This window comes from Sphingobacterium sp. CZ-UAM (assembly GCF_002000245.1).
Classification (GTDB): Bacteria; Bacteroidota; Bacteroidia; order Sphingobacteriales; family Sphingobacteriaceae; genus Sphingobacterium.
The window spans coordinates 124,388-144,870 of sequence record NZ_MTCM01000002.1; the positions used below are offsets into that span (position 1 = coordinate 124,388).

The following is a 20,483-nucleotide window of genomic DNA, read 5'->3' on the forward strand; positions in this document are numbered from 1 at the left end:
AGCGTTGTTTAACGTTTATTTTGGTCGAAACCCGTATTAATTTACCACCGCGGTGTCTACACTCGGTTGGTATTGCATCATGCAATTCTGAATACTCTACAAATATAGTAGATTATTTTTTATAATTAAAAATATTTTTGTTTTTAGCAGTAATTGGTTGTAGTTATGAAGATAAGACATACAAAAGTGAGGTTAGTCATTCAGCTTTGATTTGGTTATGAAGTGGATAGGTGACTGATAATTTATCATGATACTGTAATCTCGTCGAAAATACTTTAAAAAACAGCGATAAGACAATACTTTTGCGGCATGAATAGAATTGCGGAAATTAACGAATACATTGCTGCCGAACGCGAGGTATTATTGCAACACCCTTTGTATCGTAAAATCAAAACGATCAAGAATCTACGTTCTTTTACAGAAGGGCATGTGTATGCTGTATGGGATTTTATGTCTTTATTAAAAGCTTTACAGATTAAATTGACCTGTACAACATTGCCTTGGTTTGCAAGTGAACATCCATCAACACGTTATCTGATCAATGAAATTGTTTTAGCGGAGGAGTCCGACGAATATATTGATGGTCGCCGTTTGAGCCATTTTGAAATGTATTTGGACGCAATGAATGAAATGGGAGCTGATCTTCACCTTGTCAATAAGTTTATAACCCATGCTAAGCAATCTAAAAGTATTTTTGATGCCATCGCAGTGACAACCTTGGATAAAAGGATCAAAGATTTTCTGAATTTTACATTTGAACTGATCGAAGAAGGCGAGGTACATAAAATTGCTGCTGCCTTTACATTCGGTCGTGAAGACCTTATCCCGGGAATGTTTACTTCCATCTTACAGGAATTGAAGTCCAACTTTCCTGAATCAAGCTTAGATAATTTTATCTACTATTTCCAACGTCATATTGATCTGGACGGTGATGAACATGGTCCCTTGGCCATGCAGATGATCGGCGATCTGGCCAAAGACGATGATGAAAAGTGGGAGGAAATGAAAATAGTCAGTAAAGAGGCGCTTAAAAAGCGTATTGAACTCTGGAACGCAATAGAAGATTCCCTGTAGGGAACCTTCTATTGTTTGACATCTCTGTAAAAAGGATCGGTCTGGTAATTTTACAGAAAATTATTCCGACAGCGAAGTTTTTAAGGCTTGGGCAAAAGCGCTGATAAATTCTGGATCCAAGGTATTGGAAAAGGTATTCATATTTCCCAAGCTGACAATGAGTGCCGGTATTTTCGCTCCCCGTAAGATCGCGTGGCTATGGCTTTCAGCTGGTTTTTGCGTGTTCAATCCATGCTTTTGTAAATTTTGTGTGAGACGGAACGCGAGCTCGCGGCTTTGATCCTGTATCTTGGGCAGTTCAACCGCCTTTGGATACAGCAGGCCGATTGGCCGTTTGGCATTGGAAGGGTCAACATCAAAATGGATCGAAATTAAGGCATCGCCAGTAAAGGCTGCACGGTCTTTGAGCATCATAAATTCGTCTTTCGAATGGGTCAATACAACCTGAAAACCTTCTTTTTCGAGTTCATTTTGAATCATTTTACAAGCCTGTAAAGTGAGATCTTTCTCTTTGAGCCCTTTGCTATTGGTGCCTCCACTATCTTTGCCGCCATGGCCCGGATCCAGCACAATGGTCTTTGCACCGTTTTTAACAGCTCTGGAAACGGTAATTTTTTCTTTCGGGGGATTAATAAAAGAAAAAGAGACAATTAATACGCATATACAAGGAACTAACAGCAGATACTGATAACCTTTCGTGCGTGGTGATAGATTTCGCATCAGTCTGTCGACACGTTCTACCAGTTCATTTTGGTTTTTTAAAATTCTACTTTGCATATAATCTAATTGTTGATGTTGTTGTGTCAGGTTCAGTAGGAAGCTCGCATAATCGGTCTTTCCATAGCATTCTCCCACCGCACGGTCGACCTGAAATTCATGCAGACGATGCAATTCTTTCCTGACCCAATAAATGGCCGGGTTTATCCAGAAGAAGCAGCACATCAGTTCGATAAATAATTTGTCCCAGGCATGTCCTTTTAGAATATGCTGCGCCTCATGGGCAAAGATGAGCTTACCTTCGGGACTTTCAAGTTTGTTTTTATCCATCAAGATATAATGAAAGATCGAGCAATTATTGAAGCGATTGAATGGCGCGATCACTTTAATTCCCTGATGCTTCTGAAAATCCATCTTCTTTAAATAAAATACGAGTTTTAAGCTGCGATAAACTAATCGGGTCAGAAAGAAGGCGGCAATCACTAAATAAGCATACGCGAGTATTTTTTTAAACTCCATCCGATCCCATAGATTGGGCTGCTCTTCGGATTCGATCGAAAGGTGGGCATTGGAATAATCTAACTGCTCTTGCTGTAGTATTTCCGGATTTGGCTTTGTTTTCGAATCGATTAATTCGACAGAATCGGTCTTAAATTTAAGAAAGGGAACCAGGGTACAAAAGCTAACCAGGGCAATAAGCAAATATCGGTTCAAGCCGAAAAATGAAAGCTGCCGAAAAGCCAGGATAAAGAGCGAGACTAAAATAAGTAAACTGATATTGGCCTCTATACTATAGGAAAACAGGTTATTCATCTTCTTTATTTTTATTGATAATTTCCTTGATTTTCTCGATGTCCGTTTCGCTGATCTTTTGTTCCTTGACAATGAATGACACCAGGTTTTCGACAGAATCATCAAAATATTTGTTCATTACACGCGAAAAGAAAAACTTTCGGTATTGCATCTTGGAGATCAATGGATAATATTGGTACGTCTTTCCATAGGCATTGAAACCCACGTATCCTTTTTTCTCCAAAATCCGTACAATGGATGATATCGTATTATAGGGTGTTGTTTGGGTCGGATCCATATATTCAATAATATCTTTGACAAAGGCCTGCTTTAATTTCCATATTGCGTGCATAACCTCTTCTTCTTTTTTTGTTAATTCTTCCATAGTTTAAAGCTATAACTTATTTTTCAGTTTATCAACTTATTTTTCAGTTTTAAAACTGAAAAATAAGTTGATAAACTGAAACTGCCTGATTTATAGTTGTTTTATTTTTTTTTGGTAAGGTTTTATACCGTTAGTCCGGTTGCGGAAATATTTGTGAAAATCTTAATTTCATTTTTTCAATAAATAGTCCGCCACGGCCTGATAAGCAGGCAGGGAATACGCATCGTTGGCTGAATTGGAAGCTATGGGATGTGAGGCAAATCGGACGATCACCATTTCTGCTTTGGGATCTATATAGATCGTCTGTCCATGGACGCCACGTGCACAGAAAGCTCCATCCGCATTATGGCTTACCCACCACATATTTTTATAACTCCACTGTTTGAGATTAGTATAGCCGGCTTTTGCAAAAGCCGGCTGGCTTCCGCCAGAGCGGATGGATTCAACCACTTCCTTCGCGAGGATCTGTTTACCGTTAAAATAGCCCTTGTTGCGCACCATCTCACCGAACATGGCCATATCACGAAGATTGGCGCTAAGTCCTCCGCCCGCAAAGCATATACCCGCGCCGTCGATCAGATAATAGGCATCAAAATTAGCTCCCAGTGGTTGCCAGATCTTTTCGGAGAGAACTTGCGACAGGGGCTTGTTCAATACCCGCGAAATTATCCAGCCCATCACATCCGTATTGACCGTTTTATAGCCGAATGCGTCACCATGCTGACCTTTTTTCTTTACCGTCTTTAAGTAATCAAAGTAGTTTGCCGGTTCATCGCTACTTCGCTGGAAGTGGAAGGGATCTCCGGCTTTGGAGAAGGCCCATATTTCCGCATTCGGATCAGCATAGTCTTCACTGAACTCCAGGCCTGTGGTCATGTCCAGCACCTGACGTACCGTAGCATCGCCAAAAGCAGAATGTGCAAGTTCAGGAACGTAATCCCGACAGTACTTGTTTTCAACCAAGAGACCTTCTGCAATGAGTTGCGCAGCCAGGGTACCGGTGAATGTTTTGCTAACGGACATCGCCGCGTGTATGCCTTCTTGAGTCAATGCACCAAAATATTTTTCGTAAATAATACGCCCTTTATGAAGAATAAGGATGCCATCAGTATAATTTTTTAAAAGAGATTCTGCCCAGCTGATAGACTTTTCATCCCCAAGAGGTCGAAAGCTTAGGCTATCAATGGCCGAATCTTGGGCGGTGGAAAAAGAATAACGATTGATCAGGGGCGCAGGAACTAGTTTCGAGGGAAAGAATTCACGCATATGGCAAACACTGTAACGTAGCGCTGGAAACTTAAAAAATGTACCGTCCAACGCCGAAATAATTCGGTCTTGCGGTGGCGGAAATCCCTGCATCCACCCCAATTTATTGGGATCGGAATCTGCCGCAGATAGAAATTCTTGCGCCGGGCTCATTTGTATCAGGATTAATGGGAATAATAAGATGGCTTTTTTCATGATCAACTAATATGTAAATGATATCAACCTAATAGCTACTGTGGATAGTATATATAAGTATAATAGGCAAAGCCGTCGTATTGTTTTCCATCTGGCTCCTGTTTTTGGCAGATTTCACTCTTTTATTGATAATTGATTGAAAAATGTCTTTTTTTCGTAACATATTGGCATTTGTGAAGAAATGCATTTTCCAATTAGTATCTAAGTTTGCAACGCAAAAAATAACAGAAAGACATTGAATTTTTTTTCGTCGTATTGGACAAAAGCAATAAGCACAGTAGCGGTGCTCCTATGCTCGGTTTTAGAAACGCAGGCTCAAGGCTCGCTGCGCATCTCGCTTGCTGATCTGATCAGTAAATCGCTGCAAAACAGTAAGTACATTGAACAATCGCATTTGCAGTTACAGGAAAAAGCGGTCGCCGTACAGCAGCAACGGATGGAATTGCTGCCGAAAATCACTGTCAGGGCTTCCGCCAGTTATGCGAGCAATATGCCGGTCTACGATCGGGGGATATTTGCCAAACCATCACAACATGAGGTTATCCATTATTTATATGACACTGGACTCGATTTCTACCTGAACCTTTACAATGGCCATCGGGACCTTATGAAAATAGAATCAAAAAAACTCGAAATGGAACTGGCCAATATTGAGTGGAAAAGCACCACAGCACAGATCAAGCTGGAGATCTGTAACTTGTTTCTGGATCTGGATTTAGCCTATCGCAACAAATTGCTGATCGAGCAGGATATCAAAGATCAACGGACGCAATTGAAAGAGATCGAACACCGTTATACCGCGGGTGTTGTGCTGCACAGTGATGTGTTACGGATTTCACTCGAATTATCCAAGCGCGAACTGCTTTTGGTACAGATCACAAATGATATCAAAGCATTCAACCAAAAATTGCAGCTGATCGCTGATATACGACAGGAAATTATCCCGATGTGTACCACGATGGACATTCATCCGCTGAATTATGCCGAGATTGTAGCCGTTGCCAAACAACAGGCTTTTGTACTGCTGAAATCGGAACAGGAAGTTGCGCTAAAAAAAATGAGTATCAAACAGGCGAAATCAAACTACCTGCCCGAACTGGGCCTAACCAATACATTTACTTTTGCGAATCCACAGGTATTTTTATATCCATATAATGCGAGCTGGTACAATTTAAATATCGTAGGACTTAAATTGAACATCCCGATATCCGCCCTGTACCTTAATAAAAATATTGTTCGGGGTGCCCAGCTTGCTTTGAAGCGGGAAGAGGTAAAACACCATCATGAAGAGGAAACGGTAGAAAATGAACTGTTACAGGCCTACTTGGATTATAACCTCGCACTGGAACAACGGGAAGTCTGTCAAAAAAATCTGGCCCTTGCCAACGAAAACGCTCGTATTATAAAAAATAGGTATTTCAAGTCTTCGGCATTGATCACGGATCTGTTGGATGCAGATATGCAATGCCTCAAGATAAACTTTGATCTGGAATCCGCCCGGATCGCGATACAAAAACATTATTATTTTATTGAATTTTTGAAGGGTACGATCTAATGAAACCTAAATCAGGCCGGTTAATGACCGAAGTACAATTGACCAGAATCACCAATTGGTTGGCTGGGATTGCTTTGTTGGCACTTTTACTATGGGGCGGGAGGATACTCTGGCTACGCTTCCGGTATACTTATACCAATGATGCACAAGTGACCCAGTATATTAATCCTATCATCTCCCGCGTGGGCGGTTACATTGTTTCGGCTCATTATAAAGATCATCAATCGGTCAGGCGTGGCGATACCTTACTGCTGATCGACAACCGGGAATACAAATATGAAGCTGATCAGGCTTCAGCTTCGATAAACAAAGAAAATGCGGAAATCAGTGTGCTGGGCAGTCAAAAAGAAATATTGCAGGCCGAACATGAATCATTGGAACAATCCATTGCAGCGGCTGAAGCGCGGGTGACGAAACAGCAACTTGAATACGACCGCTACAAGTTTTTGTTTGATGAAAAATCTGCTACGGCACAGCAATTGGAGGATATAAAAGCCACACTGGAGGTGTACAAAAGTGAATTCGCCGCATTACAGCATAAGCTGGAAGCCTCAAGGGATCGGGTGAATGATGTTGATGTGAAAAAAGGGGTAATCAATGCGGAGAAAGCACGCTTGTCAGCTGCTGCAAACCGAAAGCATCTTGATGTGGGATATACCGTAATCCGGGCTCCCTATGATGGCCGGGTAGGGAAACGTAGCATTGAAAAAGGACAGATGGTAAATCCGGGTGAGGTGCTGGGATTTATTGTCAATGCAGAGACACCAACTTGGGTGACGGCTAATTTTAAGGAAACGCAATTACGTTATCTCTCCCTTGGTGGGCGGGTAGAGGTTGTTGCGGATGCCTACCCAGATGAAACATTCTATGGAAAGATAATTTCTATTTCGCCAGCAACAGGATCTTCTTTTTCATTGCTTCCACCGGACAATGCGACCGGTAATTTTGTGAAGATCGTACAGCGGGTTCCTGTTCGTATCGAACTGGATCGGAGTAAGGGAGCTGCAAAATTACTCTCAGGAATGAATGTCAATGTTTCGGTCTCAAAAAATCAATAACAGTGAAAGGGATCTTCAAAGACTGGGTACCCGAATGGTTGATTAAGCTGATATTATTCAGCGGGTTGATGCCAAGCATGGTCTTGTTTTTTCTGCCCGGTGCCAATGTTAATGTCACCGCGGGGTTCTACGGTGCACAGCCCAGTGATGTACAGTTCCTCATTATTCTTTTCTACGCGGGATTCGTCGGATTCTACGTCCTGGAACGTCGCTTTTTTCAGTATTTCCCGGTCAAGCAGTACTATATAATTTTTAACCTGCTGCAGTTGCTCAATTGTTACCTGATGTATCGTATCAACGAGATCAGTTGGATATATGGCTTACGCTTTTTTCAGGGTATGCTGTTCGCATCGGCTGTCAACCTCTCTATATCCATGATATTTTCCCGACTGAAAACGGAACGTGCAAAGGAGGGAAGTTATGCCATATTTTTTGGTATGCTGCTCTGTAGCTCGCCTTTCAATACCTTTGTTACAGCGGAATTTATTGACTCATTCAACTTTGATGAACTTTACCTGTATGCTGCCTTATCTTTTGTACCTGGGCTATTATTGATTATCGTCACAATGAAACCCATCCGGCATAATCGACCGTACCCTTTATTTTCATTGGATTGGGCCAGCTTTATCCTCTACAGTTTCATTGTTATAAGTTTCGGTTATCTGATGGTCTACGGACAGGAACTTTATTGGTTTTCGGATACCTCCATGCTAACCGTACTGATGGGTGGGATTTTATGCCTGGGCCTGTTTATTCTGCGGCAGAAAGCAATAAAACGTGTTTATATCGAGCTGTCCATCTTTGGAAACCGGAAATTCCTGTTCGGAATCTTAGTCTTGTATATGATGTATATCGAACGGTTTTCGCTGGCGATCTCCAATCAGTATTTTCTACAGGTCATCCGTCTGGATCCCATTCACCTGTCCTATATCCAATGGTTTAATATCCTCGGGATTGTATGTGGTGTCATGCTATCCTTCTACTGGCTATTAAAACGACGTACAGTGAAATGGATATGGATTGTTGGCTACTGTTGCTTGCTAGCCTTTCATCAATACATGTTTTTTTCATTTGAAAGTGAGGGCAATGAGGAGCACTTCTGGTTGCCTTTGGTATTGCATGGGCTGGGGGTTGGTCTGATTATGGTGCCGACAATCCTATTTGTGATTGCCAGTGTACGTCCTCATTTGGGGGCTTCAGCGGCGGCAGCTTGTTTGGCAGTCCGTTATCTGGGCTATACCAGTAGTATCGGTCTGCAGAATTTCTTTAAATTATTTGAACATGCCCAGCACCGGGAGGTTTTTCGGGATCAGCTGCAATCAAGCAATCTGATATTTGAAGATTATCTACAGCGGGAGTCTCAGAGGATACTGCAACATGGGTTGCGGTACAAAGAGCATGCCGCGGGATTGAAGCTCATCAGCGAGCGGGTTAACATACAATCTTTCGTCCGGTATGGCATGGACTACTATGAATTGATGTCCATAATCAGTATCAGCCTCTTGCTGCTGATACTGCTTTCCCCTTCCTTGAAAAGCATGTATAAGAAGCTTAAAAAGAATCAGATTTCACCAGTATAACGATGTCACAATTGATCAATATCCCAAATGGCTGCAGCACGTTGTAATTCCATCAATGCGACCGTACAATTGTAGCGTGCTTCATCATAGGTCAGCTGAGTGTCTGCTCTTTTCGATAAGTTCATATTCTTGTCATACGACAAGTGTACTGTGCTCTATATCAGGTAACTTTGATGTGTAACCAGGTGCCCGTCACCTATAGATCAATGAGCAATGGATAAACCAAAATCAGCAAAACTAGAAATCGTTATTCCTGCGTACCGGATGCACAGTCAGAGCTTTATCAATGTGCTGGATGGGATTTCGGAGGAACATGCACGTCAGCGCATCAATGGGCAGAGCAACCATATTGTGTGGATGGCAGGTAATTTTGTTAATGTACGTTATGGAATTGCATACGTCTTGGGACTTCAGGAAGAAGATCCCTATCATGACTTATTTTTTATGGGTAAAACCTTGGATGAACAGTTTAAATATCCGACCATAAAAGAATTGAAAGATAGTTTCTATGCCATTTCACCCAAAGTCTATCAGCGGCTGCTGGAAGTAGACGATGCAGAACTGGCAGAGATTTTCAAAATTGATATGAACATTCCCTTTGTTGAGGAGAATAAGCTCAACTTTGTGGGGATGTGCATCGGAAGGCAGGATTATCTCTGTGGACAGATGGCATTGATGCGGCGTATACTCGGTTATCCGGGTATGAAATATGAAGTGGACGAGCAGATAACCTATTAAGCGTCAAACAGCATAAGTTAGCACCCTGTAGGCAATGTGCTGGCTTATGCTGTTCAAATGTCCTTAACCCAAATGGATCAGGATCTCATCGATTTGTTGGAGGGCAATAAAGCGTTCATGTTCTAAATTAACCTCATGCTGTTCATGCGTCCATGTCACATGATAGGGGATATGAACAGCAAAGCCACCAAGTTCGAGGACAGGTAGAATATCGGATTTGAGGGAATTGCCCAGCATCATAAAGCGATCAGGCGCGCAATCCAAATGCTTGAGTAATTTACGATAGTCTTTTTCTTTTTTATCGCTCATGATTTCGATGTGATGAAAATAGTCTTCCAGTCCCGAATTTTTTAATTTCCGTTCCTGATCGAGGAGGTCACCCTTGGTTGCTACGACCAGTCTGTAATTACCCTTTAGGTGTTTCAGGGTTTCGGTTACACCGGGAAGTAATTCGATGGGTTTCTGCAAGAGCTCATGTCCGATCGCTATTATTTGATTGATAACCTGAATAGGGACTGTATTTTCGGAGATCCGGTTTGCGGTCTCAATCATACATAGCATAAAGCCTTTGATCCCATAACCATACAGGTGCAGATTCTGCATTTCGGTAGCGAAGAGCTCTTGCGAGACGGTATGTTGGGGAAGGTAGTTTTCCAAAAGCATGCAAAATTGTTTTTCTGCTTCCTGGAAGTAAGATTCATTGGCCCAGAGGGTATCATCAGCATCAAAAGCGATGGTAGTTATCTTATTTTTCATTTGTATCATTCGTTGTTCATCAATTATTTTCAATGATCTTCATAAGATCGCTTACTCATTAAATTCGTATTTTCAGGTATCCGTGGGCTCAATCGTTCGGTTCACGCTGCCTACGGCGGTATCGTGTTTAAGGGTTCATTCGACTGTTTGGATTCGGCCTATTCAACTGATGAGGTATTCATCCGTAATTTGTGTTTATGAACTCGCTGCGCTCAGTTGGTCATGTTTAACAAACCCACTCGCAAGCCCCGTCTTGAATAAATCATGCTGTTTTTAAATCTACTTTTGTAATTTTATAAAGCTAATTTCTCAAAAGGAAATCATTATTAAAAGGACATTTGTCCCGGATCGTTATGTTAAGAACAAATCAATCATTTTTGGATCGTACGATAACACTTTACGCTCAGCAGCAGCGTCAGGAGGATATCGTGGTCAGAAAGTATACCAAGGGGCAAAACTTATATGATCAGGGAACAGCATCCACCAAGGTTATGGTTATCAGTGAAGGGATTGCCAAGTGTTATTTTACCGAGGCCAATGATAAGGAGTATATCGTTGAATTTCTTTCGGTCGGGGAAATCGTTGGGGAGATCGAAAGCATCCGTCATATTCCCAGTCTGTGTAGTATACAGGCCATGACCGATGTGATGGTCTATGCATTTTCCAAAACGTATTTTAGGGAGCTATTGGAAAGAGATATCACATGGAGCAATATGTTGCTGGATGTGATGGCACAACGTATTGTGCATACCTCGAGCCGGGCATCTTACCAGCAGTTATACAGTCTGGAACATAGTTTACATCGTTTATTGGAAATCCAATCCCAGCAGGATATTGCGATAAAGAAAGAGGATATGGCTGCTTACCTCGGCATTTCGGTCAGAAGCCTCAATCGGGAGCTAAAAAAAATGCTGTAATTTCAGAGAGAGACCAAAAAATGTCCTGTGTTTAAGCTTGTTTCGAACCTTGCATCCATGTAACATCAGCACAATCTAGTTGATTTTTTAACCAGCCTGAACGCGAAAAACATAAAAGATGAAAAAGCATAGGCGTAACAATGGAGATTTGAGTATTGTCCAAAAAATGGGTAAATTGAGGGCGGTTAAAAACAATGTTTTTGATATAAAAACAATAGACATGCAACACCATAGCGCCAGAAGCCTAAAACTTATTTTACTTTTTATATGCGTAACTAACTTTGCAATGGGGCAGAAGATTGAAAAATCTGTATTGGATAAAACACTTTCCAGCTATTATCCCAATGGAAATGAGCCTGGGATAGCTGTTGCGATTAGTCAGCATGGACAGGTCCGTTACCAATATGCAGTCGGAATAGCAGATCTAAAAACGAAACAAAAGATCACAGAAAAGACCCATTTTCGGATGGCCTCCGTCAGTAAGCAGGTGACAGCGCAAGCTATTTGCAGTTTATTTGCTCAGGGGAAGCTAAAACCAACGGATCAATTGGGACTTTTCTTTGACGATTTGCCCTTGGCTTTGCAGGGTGTTACCGTCGCTCAATTACTTCAACATCGTTCAGGAATCATGGATTATGAGGCATTGATACCAAGTGATCGGACAGCACAGGTTTCGGATAAAGATGTGCTGGATTATATCCGGCAGACCGATACGGTTTATTTTCCGTCGGGGAGTCAATTCAGGTACAGCAATACAGGCTATTGCCTGTTGGCTTTGATTGTGGAGCAGGTGGCAAAGGAGCCTTTTGCGGCATTTGTAAAAAAGCATTTGTTTCTGCCGAATGGTATCCGCGATGGAATCGTCTATACTGTTGATTCAAATATCCCCAATCGGGCTTTCGGTTATCATCCTAAGGGGGATACCTTTGTGTTTGCTGATCAGAGCGTGACCAGTGCGACTCAAGGTGATGGCGGAGTTTATCTATCGGCTTTGGAGTACCATCAATGGGCCAATTATTTGCTTGATAAGCGTTTTCCCGAAGCTGTTATACAGGATTTTCTGGAAACAGAGCGCCTTCCGGTAAAAGATGGTGTTTCCTACAATTTAGGCTGGTTTATCTATCCTTTGGAGCGAAATAGGCTATTCTTCCATTCGGGAGAATCAACGGGCTTCCATAATATTGTTTATTTAGATCAACAGAGAGACCTTGTTATCACTTTATTTAGCAATCGTGATGACCTCTTGATTGCGGATGCATTTGACGCGCTGCTTGCTGTACTTAAACTGCCTAAGCCCATGAATCCAAGTGCCCAAAACAAATCTGTTTTTGGCTGGCTAAATGCAGTCTATGCGAATTAGCATGTCTGCTGATTGAAAATAAAATCGCCTATGTCTTTAGAAAAGACATAGGCGATTTGGCGTGGGGATTAGAATTAACCCTTAATTCCTTTTAACCAATCTCTGAATTTACCGAACTGTTCGGCCAAAAATGATTCATGATCTTCACTTTCTTCATCTCCTCCCGGAAGAATATGTTCAAAATAAGATCCTTTCAGGATTTTACGCAATAGTCCTTCGCCTATGAACGGCTTATCGTCATTGAGCGTCCTGGCGGCTTTCAACAAATGACGGATATCATATTGCAAAGGATTGATATCAGGCACTTGCTTGTTGAGATTCAAGAGCTCGTACACAGCTATACGCGCAGTTCTGACTGAGCTCTCCATGGTAAATACCACATCGTTGTTGGTTTCGACGAACTGTCCAACGAGACCTAGATTTTTACAGCCATTTGGAACGACTCTTGGGCGATCGCCTTTAGCACGAGGCATAAACATCGATGTGATATAAGGCATAAAAGTCGTGCGGACGATCGTATTTTTGGTGACGTCATCCAACTGATCAATGATTCCCAGATGGTGACATAGTTCAGCCAAAATTTCATCTCCGGTACATTCGGGCATAGTCTTTTTAACATAATTTCCTTGTTTGTCCATAAACAGGGCATAGACCCAAAGTACAAGGACATCATCGGGCTGGCCAGGGAAGTGTGGCTGTCTGTTACAGGTAAAGCTCATCAACCAGTTGGAGTCTGTAATTGTAATAATACCGCCGGTGACTGTTTTTCCTGAATAGGGATCATTGACCGAATAGCCCTTTAATTTTTCAATCAAAGCCGAGGGTTTACAGGTCAGGGTCGCAGATTCCCAGGCCGATTTTTCAATGTTGCTGCAGAATTTTTCGGGTTTACCGAAGATATCGGATTTGGCGGCCAGGTTTTTCCAGAGTTTCCAACCAGCACTTTGTCCACTTGTACTATTGTCAATACCGATGATCGGTGCTTTGGTATTGTCACCATAGAAAGTGTCTTCGGTCATTGATCCAGTGGTGACAATCACAAAGTCATTTGGCCCCAGTGGGATACGTACTTCTTTACCACTTTGTTCGGTAATTATTCCTTCCACGGTTTTTCCCTCGGTGTTGCTTTGTATGTCAAGATCTTTGACCAGTACATTAAACTGGATCTTAACACCTTTGTCTTGTAACACTTTGCGTAATGGGGTGACAAAGGTATCGTATTGATTGTATTTAGGAAATACAAGGGAAGAAAGGTCGTTTAATCCATCAATTGCATGAAGGAAGCGATGCATGTACAGTTTCAACTCCAATAAGCTATGCCAGTTTTCAAAAGCAAACATGGTACGCCAAAAGGTCCAGAAATTACTGCTTAGGAAAGATTCGCTGAAATAATCTTCAATTGTCAGGTCATCTAGTTCTTCTTTCTTTTTCAACAGGAGTTTGATAATTGCAAGTTGATCTTTTTTGGCCAATCCAAATTTGCTAAAATCTTTGATTTCGCCAAGATTATGGATAAGCCGTGCTTTAGAATAGTTGGAATCGTTGTCGTTGATCAATCTATATTCGTCAAGTACACTGTAGGGGGCTGGCATTTCCAAGGCTGGAATATCCTGAAACATATCCCATAGATTTTCATAAGTCATGTCCATTTCACGTCCACCACGGATGACATAACCATCTTTGGCATTACCGGCACCATCCAGGGATCCGCCTTCGATATGTAACTGCTCCAGGAAGGTGATATTTTCCGCAGGTACATGTCCATCACGGATGAAATAGTATGCTGCGGACATACCTGCGATCCCGCTACCGACAATATAGATTTTACTGTCTTTGTAGGATTTGTTCGGTATACCTTTATTGCGTTGGTAATTTCCTATCTGATCTGAAAAAGGCATTGCCTTTTTAGGCGTGTTACGTTGTTGTTCTGTGCTTGAATCCGGTTCATGATTTACATTTCCATATTCAGCAGATGCATTTAATACTTTGTCGAATTTTGAGGTGATTTCTTTCATGATTCTTATTGTTTTTAATTCTTGAGTAAAGTTAGCCATACTCCTTCGATCATTTATGCCCTCAAATTCGCTATTGTTCTACCGAATTTCCTTTTTTTACATATTTTGTCTTTTTCGATATTCAGAAGGCGATAACATGGCGTACTTTTTGAAAAAACGGCCAAATGCAGAGATCGAATTGAAGCCTATGGCGTAGGCTATGTCGGAAATGGTCTTCTCCGGATTTCCGAGTAGCGCATACGCTTCTTTGAGCAAATTTTCGTCTATGATTTCATGTGGCGTCTTTCCAGATGCCTTCTTAACAATACTAATCAGGTATTTGTTTGAAATAAATAACCGATCGGCGTAATATTTCACATCTTTGGACTGGCTGCAGTGTTGCTGTACCAGATCTGTAAACTTAAAGTAGAGGCTATTGGCCTCCTGAATTGTTTCAACTGCATGTTGGTCCTCCACAGCGAGCACATCGGCTATTTCTAGCAGCAGGTTAAATATAATGGTGCGGATAATGTCGGGAGTAAAACGCGTCGCCCTGAGGGTCACCTCGCTTAAATATTCAAGGAGCTTTAATAATTTTCCGGTGAGATTTTCTGCCTCGGGTATAATTGCGAATGTCGCGTTGTTGAATATTCCCAGTTTTTCTATAAAAAATGGGTTAGCAATGTTTTTAAGTAGAAACAACTTGTCGAAGAAAAGTAGTTTCATTCTGAAATCCCTGCTGACCGCTGTAAATTTGATGACGGTGGAAGGAGCTGAAACAAGTAAGCTATGCTGTGCTAGTGTATATTCTTGATTATCAATTTCCACCGTAATCGTTCCGGCCGTACAAATGCAAATGGCGTAAAAATCAATACGGAAGGAATTTCTGGGGTACTCGAAAAGGGGATTGCCCGATGAGATGTAATAAGGGCGATTGCAATCTACACCAAAAAAAGATAAAGTGTCTTGTAGACTGTCGTGTGTGTTTGGATTGATCTTGATGCTAAACTTCATAACAGCGTATTGTCGCCTGCAATTGACTTTATTCTTGCAGCGGATAAAATAGGATTATGTGCGTTTCAAAATAAGCTTTTCTGTAGCAATGTCATCTTCTGTACCAACAAAGTAGCTTTGAAACCCAAACTTTGTCAGTAATTGTCTGGAGGCAGCATTATCTGGGTAAATGATGCCGATCACATCCTTATTGGCGTCGATGTTTTGGGCCATGGCCAGTAGCGATTCGCAGATTTTGGTACCGAGACCTCTACGCCAAAACTCCTTTTTAAGTAAATAACCGATCTCAAAGACGGTTGGATCTTTTCTATAGTTGACCAATTTGCAGTCGCCTAAAAATAACTGACTCTCGGAATCGATCACCTTAAAATAACCCAATAATGGATCTGTATTGATTTCGAGAATAGAAGCGAATTTTTTCTCGGCCTGCTCGGCTGTCAATCCCTTGCCGGAAATATATTTCATGATCTCGTCGTCCTTGGTAAGTTCTCTAAAAAGGGGAAAATCTTCAGTTATATATTTTTTTAATTCTAGTGTGTTGTACATGGCTCATGTGTCTTCTACACAAGATAAGGTTGTTTTTTTACTAAATCAAAAGTTAGACTCCAAATAATCATTTTTCTGTCTTATTTATGATTTTGTCGTTTAATAGATGCGGATTTAACTTAAATTGTCGTGGAGAATAAATACATCCGTTTATGCCAACAAAGGTTTGGAATGATGGACGGAAAATCACATTTAACAATTGTAATAATGGAGATAGCAGGAATATATGAAACGCATATCCAGGTACGTAATCTGGAGGAGTCGGTCAATTTTTATACAAAGGTGCTTGGTCTGCGGATTGCACACCGTGATCCCAATCGACCTATTGTCTTTTTGTGGGTAGGTACAGGAAAGGAGTATATGTTGGGACTCTGGCAGGAGGAAGCAAATTTTCAACCGCGGCATTTTGCTTTTAAAGCCAGTAAAGAAGATATCTTGAATTACGCGGTAGACTATCTCAAAGAGAGGGATTTGCAACCTTACAATTTTTTGAAAAATGGCGTAGAAAAACCAATGGTATTTGCCTGGATGCCGGCACTGGCTATTTATTTTAATGATCCAGATGGCAATCAATTGGAATTTATTGCGCTATTGGAAGGCGAGGGGAGGCCAGAGTTGGGAGTAATGTCTTACGAGGATTGGTTGCAGCTTTCATAAAAATAAGCGGCTATTTTAGCATGCCCAAAAAACTGTCTAACTTTTTTGGGCATTTTTATGCCTAGAAAGCATTACGATTTTGCATTTAAGTTACGTGCGTATTATTAGGCAAGGTAAAGACTGCCTTGAATGGATCGAGCGTCGTCGTTAACCTTTTGATAGTCTAGTAATAGCTTCGTCCCGTGTAGCAACAAAGTTGATCTTACGGCCTTTATTACTTTCATAGATAAAATCATTCAAACTTTTGCTATTATAGATGGAAAAGTCACCAACAATGGCAACGTCAAAATCGTACTGCGTATATTTTTGAAGAATTTCCCCCGCCAACTTAGTTTTGAGTTCAAAAAAATCAGCCGAAATATTTTCTTGGTATAAGATTGCTTTGTATGCTTCCTGTGCAGCACAGTCTACCATGATCTGTAAACCATCATCGAGATTGTTGATGAGGATATCAGTGTCTTTTACTTCAGCGATATTTCTATCGTTTACTTGGATAAGGTCGATTTGCATAGTTGTATGATATGTAGTATTAGTGAAGTCTTTAAGATTAATGAAGTCTTTAGTTTGTAACGATTGCCTTATCCGGCAAAATCTTTCAGCATATCAATATAGGGGCAGAAATATAATGTGCCACTCTGCGCTGTACTAAAGTCCAGGATACGGTCATAGTTACCTTCAGGCTCACCGATAAACATTCGCCTTAGCATTTGGTTCACGGTGCTAAATCTGCTGGCATAAGCAATAAAATAGGTGCCCATTTGATTATTGGCGATATGACCAAAGGGCATATTATCCCTAACGATTTTGAGATCATCGCCTACATTGGCTAGGGCCGAATGCGAATTGGCCGGTTTTACCTCATCCGACATTTCAATATCATTGGTTTTACTTCGCCCAATAACTTTTTCCTGTTCGGAAACCGGTAAGGCCCGCCAGCTGTTCATGTCGTGAATGTATTTTTGAACAAAAAGATAGCTGCCACCTTTATAGGCTTGATCTTCATAGCCAATAATACCAAAGAAAGCACGGTCTTCACCTGTCGGGTTTTCGGTGCCGTCGACAAAACCTAGAATGCTTCTCCCATCCCAATAACGAAAGCCGTGGATTTCTTCCTTGCAGTCAGCAACTGCTGCCAGTACATCGGAAATTTCGGCTGCCATGTCAATACAATAGCTTTGCTCTTCAGCGCGAATATGAAAATGGAGGTCACCCGGGGTAGCAACAGCGACATGTTTTTGACCTACGATGGGCTCAAAAGGAACCAATTCTTTTGGTAATGGCTCCTGTAATCCTAATTTTTTCCAGGCATGATAACTGATCCCCATGACAATACTTGCTTTTATACCGGTCGAACGTACCTGAGCCGAATTATTCAGATTGACGACCAGGGCACAGATCCGTTCAAAAACAGGTTTCAGCTCTTTATTTTCCTGAAAATTCCATACCATAAAAACGGTATTGTTGCTGGGTGAATCGATAACATTCTGTGCTTGATTGTTCATAAAATATTGTGTTGATTGGACATTGACAATAATACTAAGCTACAAATAAAATTGTAATCTATGCTTTTCCTCTTACGTCGTTCATTTTGAGTGTCATTGATAGGGCTTCAGTTTCGATCCAGTTGCTGTAATCTGCAATGGCTTTTAAACGCAGTTCATCTGTAATATATCCTTCTATTACCATTTGTTGTGACTGGGCCACTTTGATCCAGATTCCAAGATTTGTCTGAAAATGATCGTCGCCCTTGGTATAGGTCTGATCGGCGTTGATTGTCTCAATGCCTGTAAATCCCTGTTGTTGGAGTAAAGTGGCGATTTCATCTGCGACACGGTTGTTCATCCCCGCATCGGCACGCCATTTCAGAAATGTATGATAAAACTCCAACATACTGGCCGGTGGTGCTGGATTCCATTCAATTGCTGTATGGTTATAATCCAGGATCGAAAGCTGCCCTCCGGGTTTCAACCAGGATTTGAACCGTTGTAAGGCCGTAGGAATATCACTTAGCCATTGCACTGTTCTTGCAGTCATAATCAGATCAAACTGATGTGGTGGCTCATAACTGAAAATATTATCACAGACCAGGCTAAGATTGGCGCTGTCACCGTATTGTTGATTCCCTATATCAATAAACGACTGCGTGTTGTCCAAACCGGTTACTGTTCCGTCCGCGATTAGTGAGGCAACTTCATTTGTCAATGTTCCAGTACCACAGCCTACATCGAGGATGGCTAAACCGGGTTTTAACAGTGGAAGAATGGTCCGATAGTCGTTTGCTAATGTTCGTCTTTCAAATATTTTATTTGCCTGTTGGTCTTTTCTGTCAATAAATTTCTCTTTCATTTGATTGGTTTAGTGTGCCGTAAATATAATTTGCTTTGACGATAAAACAAACTTCTTTTTGATTGAATGGCTCGTGGAAGGTTATCAGCTGGGAGATGCGCTCGAATACGGGGATATTAGCAATTGATTTTTTAGTTAAATGATTCACTGTCGTTGTAGCGACCTATTTTGAAAATAGCAAAAAATAAGGTTAAAAACTAAAAGACTCAAGCTACAAAAAATGATCTGAGTTTGAAAACGGGATCTTTCAGCGGATAAGATGTTAAACTGTCTGGGGGACTTGCTTTTAATGGTGTTTTTTTTGTTTAATAGTTTTGTCTAAACAAAATCATTAAGTATTTGTTAATATATCAAACAACTATTTTATGAAGTATCTTTTTTCAATGATCTTAATTGTAGTCCTCCTGTATGGAGAGACGAATGCCTGCACCAGGGTGGTTTACAAAGGACCCGGTCAAACGGTTATTACAGCACGTAGCATGGACTGGAAGGATGACATTGCTGCTAATATTTGGGTATTTCCGCGGGGTATGCAAAGAAGTGGCGAAGTTGGGCCACAATCGCTGACCTGGACATCACAATATGGTAGTGTGATTGCTAGCGCATGGGATATTGCGACCGTGGATGGACTGAATGAAAAGGGACTGGTCGCCAATGTCCTTTGGCTGGTCGAGTCTACTTATCCTAAATTTGATCCCGCCGGAACAAAAAAAGGGGTAGCGATCTCAGCCTGGGCACAATATGTACTTGACAATTTTGCGACGGTAGCTGAGGCGGTGAAGGTGTTACAGGACGAGCCTTTTGTAATTGTGAGTGACTATATTCCGGGAACCGAAAAGTTTACAACCGTACACCTATCCCTTTCGGATGCAACGGGTGACAATGCCATCTTTGAATACATCAATGGAAAATTGGTTATTCACCATAATGCAGCATATACGGTGATGACAAATTCACCCGTATTTGAGGATCAGCTGGCTTTAAACAGATATTGGCAGGGAATCCCGGGGACAATTATGCTTCCGGGTACCAATCGGGCTGCAGATCGTTTTGTGCGTGCTTCGTATTATATCAATGCCATCCCGCAAACGGAGGATACACGAACCGCTGTTGCGAGTGTATTTAGTGTTATTCGTAATTGCTCTGTCCCATTTGGTATCAGTTCGGAAACTGAACCTAATATTTCCTCTACCCGATGGCGGTCAGTCGCAGATCAAAAGAATAAAGTTTATTATTTTGAGAATGTGCTGACTCCGGGAACTTTATGGGTGGATCTTACTAAATTTGATTTGAAGAAAGGCTCCCCTGTAATGAAACTGGATTTAAAACAGGGTGTAGCAATTAATGGCATCTCAAATGGACTATTTAAATCTGCCAACGCCTTTAAATTTATGGGCATATAGTCCTGTGAAAATAATAAAAGCCAATAGGATGTCCGATATTTTTGGACAGCCTATTGGCTTTTAATTTACTTGTATTCTCGAGAGCCTCTTTTCACCCTTAAGTGCGCCTGGGCTTCGTTTTTATTTTTAG

General features: G+C 41.4%; 19 protein-coding genes and 1 riboswitch. Of the genes, 9 read left to right on the top strand and 10 right to left on the bottom strand.

Annotation, left to right across the window (positions count from 1 at the left end):
* Window positions 1–6: 6 nt before the first annotated feature.
* Window positions 7–100, bottom strand: a riboswitch (SAM-I-IV-variant riboswitch).
* A 209-nt stretch (window positions 101–309) separates the two neighbouring features.
* The gene (locus BWD42_RS10785; RefSeq protein ID WP_077436143.1) at window positions 310–1,074 is read left to right on the top strand and encodes a DUF3050 domain-containing protein; all 765 of its coding nucleotides are present in this window, start codon (window positions 310–312) and stop codon (window positions 1,072–1,074) included.
* A 60-nt stretch (window positions 1,075–1,134) separates the two neighbouring features.
* Here the strand turns inward: BWD42_RS10785 and BWD42_RS10790 are convergent, their stop codons facing one another.
* From BWD42_RS10790 to BWD42_RS10800, 3 genes are all read right to left on the bottom strand, one after another.
* Window positions 1,135–2,604, bottom strand: coding sequence for a M56/M15 family metallopeptidase (locus tag BWD42_RS10790; RefSeq protein ID WP_175992026.1), 1,470 nt, complete (start codon window positions 2,602–2,604; stop codon window positions 1,135–1,137).
* Window positions 2,597–2,968, bottom strand: a complete 372-nt coding sequence (locus BWD42_RS10795; protein WP_077436147.1) for a BlaI/MecI/CopY family transcriptional regulator — start codon at window positions 2,966–2,968, stop codon at window positions 2,597–2,599. The genes BWD42_RS10790 and BWD42_RS10795 overlap by 8 nt, the downstream gene beginning before the upstream one ends.
* Window positions 2,969–3,136: 168 nt before the next feature.
* Window positions 3,137–4,429, bottom strand: coding sequence for a serine hydrolase domain-containing protein (locus BWD42_RS10800; protein ID WP_077436149.1), 1,293 nt, complete (start codon window positions 4,427–4,429; stop codon window positions 3,137–3,139).
* Window positions 4,430–4,664: 235 nt separating this feature from the next.
* On the opposite strand from BWD42_RS10800, the gene BWD42_RS10805 reads away from it, so the two are divergent.
* From BWD42_RS10805 to BWD42_RS10820, 4 genes are all read left to right on the top strand, one after another.
* Window positions 4,665–5,984 carry a TolC family protein gene (locus BWD42_RS10805; protein ID WP_077436151.1) on the top strand — a complete coding sequence of 440 codons (1,320 nt, stop codon included), beginning with the start codon at window positions 4,665–4,667 and terminating at the stop codon, window positions 5,982–5,984.
* Window positions 5,984–7,042 (top strand): HlyD family secretion protein, encoded by a 1,059-nt coding sequence (locus BWD42_RS10810; protein ID WP_077436153.1) that lies wholly within the window; start codon window positions 5,984–5,986, stop codon window positions 7,040–7,042. Before BWD42_RS10805 ends, BWD42_RS10810 begins: the two co-directional genes overlap by 1 nt.
* Window positions 7,043–7,044: 2 nt before the next feature.
* Window positions 7,045–8,622: a hypothetical protein gene (locus tag BWD42_RS10815; RefSeq protein WP_077436155.1), complete on the top strand. Its 1,578-nt coding sequence runs from the start codon at window positions 7,045–7,047 to the stop codon at window positions 8,620–8,622.
* Between the two features lie 213 nt (window positions 8,623–8,835).
* Window positions 8,836–9,360 carry a hypothetical protein gene (locus tag BWD42_RS10820; protein WP_077436157.1) on the top strand — a complete coding sequence of 175 codons (525 nt, stop codon included), beginning with the start codon at window positions 8,836–8,838 and terminating at the stop codon, window positions 9,358–9,360.
* Window positions 9,361–9,423: 63 nt separating this feature from the next.
* On the opposite strand, the gene BWD42_RS10825 is transcribed toward BWD42_RS10820, so the two are convergent.
* Complete coding sequence (locus BWD42_RS10825) at window positions 9,424–10,116, bottom strand: HAD family hydrolase (RefSeq protein ID WP_077436159.1); 693 nt, start codon at window positions 10,114–10,116, stop codon at window positions 9,424–9,426.
* A gap of 353 nt (window positions 10,117–10,469) precedes the next feature.
* Here BWD42_RS10825 and BWD42_RS10830 point away from each other — a divergent pair, with 353 nt between their 5' ends.
* Together BWD42_RS10830 and BWD42_RS10835 are read left to right on the top strand one after the other, a co-directional pair.
* Window positions 10,470–11,033 carry a Crp/Fnr family transcriptional regulator gene (locus tag BWD42_RS10830; protein WP_077436161.1) on the top strand — a complete coding sequence of 188 codons (564 nt, stop codon included), beginning with the start codon at window positions 10,470–10,472 and terminating at the stop codon, window positions 11,031–11,033.
* 118 nt (window positions 11,034–11,151) lie between these two features.
* Window positions 11,152–12,393 (top strand): serine hydrolase domain-containing protein, encoded by a 1,242-nt coding sequence (locus tag BWD42_RS10835; protein WP_077436163.1) that lies wholly within the window; start codon window positions 11,152–11,154, stop codon window positions 12,391–12,393.
* 74 nt (window positions 12,394–12,467) lie between these two features.
* Here BWD42_RS10835 and BWD42_RS10840 read toward each other — a convergent pair whose 3' ends face one another.
* The 3 genes from BWD42_RS10840 to BWD42_RS10850 form a co-directional block, all read right to left on the bottom strand.
* Entirely contained in the window at window positions 12,468–14,408 is a 1,941-nt protein-coding gene (locus BWD42_RS10840) for an oleate hydratase (RefSeq protein ID WP_077436165.1), read from the bottom strand.
* Between the two features lie 96 nt (window positions 14,409–14,504).
* Window positions 14,505–15,401 carry a helix-turn-helix domain-containing protein gene (locus BWD42_RS10845; protein WP_077436167.1) on the bottom strand — a complete coding sequence of 299 codons (897 nt, stop codon included), beginning with the start codon at window positions 15,399–15,401 and terminating at the stop codon, window positions 14,505–14,507.
* A gap of 54 nt (window positions 15,402–15,455) precedes the next feature.
* Window positions 15,456–15,947 (bottom strand): GNAT family N-acetyltransferase, encoded by a 492-nt coding sequence (locus BWD42_RS10850; RefSeq protein WP_077436169.1) that lies wholly within the window; start codon window positions 15,945–15,947, stop codon window positions 15,456–15,458.
* A gap of 207 nt (window positions 15,948–16,154) precedes the next feature.
* Here BWD42_RS10850 and BWD42_RS10855 point away from each other — a divergent pair, with 207 nt between their 5' ends.
* On the top strand, window positions 16,155–16,604 hold the full coding sequence (locus BWD42_RS10855) for a VOC family protein (RefSeq protein ID WP_077436978.1): 450 nt from the start codon (window positions 16,155–16,157) through the stop codon (window positions 16,602–16,604).
* A 147-nt stretch (window positions 16,605–16,751) separates the two neighbouring features.
* Here BWD42_RS10855 and BWD42_RS10860 read toward each other — a convergent pair whose 3' ends face one another.
* The 3 genes from BWD42_RS10860 to BWD42_RS10870 all read right to left on the bottom strand — a co-directional run bounded on the left by BWD42_RS10860 (window position 16,752) and on the right by BWD42_RS10870 (window position 18,950).
* Window positions 16,752–17,114: a DUF4180 domain-containing protein gene (locus BWD42_RS10860; RefSeq protein WP_077436171.1), complete on the bottom strand. Its 363-nt coding sequence runs from the start codon at window positions 17,112–17,114 to the stop codon at window positions 16,752–16,754.
* 68 nt (window positions 17,115–17,182) lie between these two features.
* Window positions 17,183–18,106, bottom strand: coding sequence for a Dyp-type peroxidase (locus tag BWD42_RS10865; RefSeq protein ID WP_077436173.1), 924 nt, complete (start codon window positions 18,104–18,106; stop codon window positions 17,183–17,185).
* Window positions 18,107–18,164: 58 nt separating this feature from the next.
* Window positions 18,165–18,950, bottom strand: coding sequence for a class I SAM-dependent methyltransferase (locus BWD42_RS10870; RefSeq protein ID WP_077436175.1), 786 nt, complete (start codon window positions 18,948–18,950; stop codon window positions 18,165–18,167).
* Window positions 18,951–19,315: 365 nt separating this feature from the next.
* On the opposite strand from BWD42_RS10870, the gene BWD42_RS10875 reads away from it, so the two are divergent.
* Window positions 19,316–20,353 carry a linear amide C-N hydrolase gene (locus tag BWD42_RS10875; RefSeq protein WP_077436177.1) on the top strand — a complete coding sequence of 346 codons (1,038 nt, stop codon included), beginning with the start codon at window positions 19,316–19,318 and terminating at the stop codon, window positions 20,351–20,353.
* Window positions 20,354–20,483: the final 130 nt, after the last annotated feature.

Coding starts and splice junctions, on each gene's coding strand:
- BWD42_RS10785 (WP_077436143.1), top strand. CDS start 310: ATGAATAGAATTGCGGAAATTAACGAATACATTGCTGCCGAACGCGAG.
- BWD42_RS10790 (WP_175992026.1), bottom strand. CDS start 2,604: ATGAATAACCTGTTTTCCTATAGTATAGAGGCCAATATCAGTTTACTT.
- BWD42_RS10795 (WP_077436147.1), bottom strand. CDS start 2,968: ATGGAAGAATTAACAAAAAAAGAAGAAGAGGTTATGCACGCAATATGG.
- BWD42_RS10800 (WP_077436149.1), bottom strand. CDS start 4,429: ATGAAAAAAGCCATCTTATTATTCCCATTAATCCTGATACAAATGAGC.
- BWD42_RS10810 (WP_077436153.1), top strand. CDS start 5,984: ATGAAACCTAAATCAGGCCGGTTAATGACCGAAGTACAATTGACCAGA.
- BWD42_RS10820 (WP_077436157.1), top strand. CDS start 8,836: ATGGATAAACCAAAATCAGCAAAACTAGAAATCGTTATTCCTGCGTAC.
- BWD42_RS10825 (WP_077436159.1), bottom strand. CDS start 10,116: ATGAAAAATAAGATAACTACCATCGCTTTTGATGCTGATGATACCCTC.
- BWD42_RS10830 (WP_077436161.1), top strand. CDS start 10,470: ATGTTAAGAACAAATCAATCATTTTTGGATCGTACGATAACACTTTAC.
- BWD42_RS10835 (WP_077436163.1), top strand. CDS start 11,152: ATGAAAAAGCATAGGCGTAACAATGGAGATTTGAGTATTGTCCAAAAA.
- BWD42_RS10840 (WP_077436165.1), bottom strand. CDS start 14,408: ATGAAAGAAATCACCTCAAAATTCGACAAAGTATTAAATGCATCTGCT.
- BWD42_RS10845 (WP_077436167.1), bottom strand. CDS start 15,401: ATGAAGTTTAGCATCAAGATCAATCCAAACACACACGACAGTCTACAA.
- BWD42_RS10850 (WP_077436169.1), bottom strand. CDS start 15,947: ATGTACAACACACTAGAATTAAAAAAATATATAACTGAAGATTTTCCC.
- BWD42_RS10855 (WP_077436978.1), top strand. CDS start 16,155: ATGGAGATAGCAGGAATATATGAAACGCATATCCAGGTACGTAATCTG.
- BWD42_RS10860 (WP_077436171.1), bottom strand. CDS start 17,114: ATGCAAATCGACCTTATCCAAGTAAACGATAGAAATATCGCTGAAGTA.
- BWD42_RS10865 (WP_077436173.1), bottom strand. CDS start 18,106: ATGAACAATCAAGCACAGAATGTTATCGATTCACCCAGCAACAATACC.
- BWD42_RS10870 (WP_077436175.1), bottom strand. CDS start 18,950: ATGAAAGAGAAATTTATTGACAGAAAAGACCAACAGGCAAATAAAATA.
- BWD42_RS10875 (WP_077436177.1), top strand. CDS start 19,316: ATGAAGTATCTTTTTTCAATGATCTTAATTGTAGTCCTCCTGTATGGA.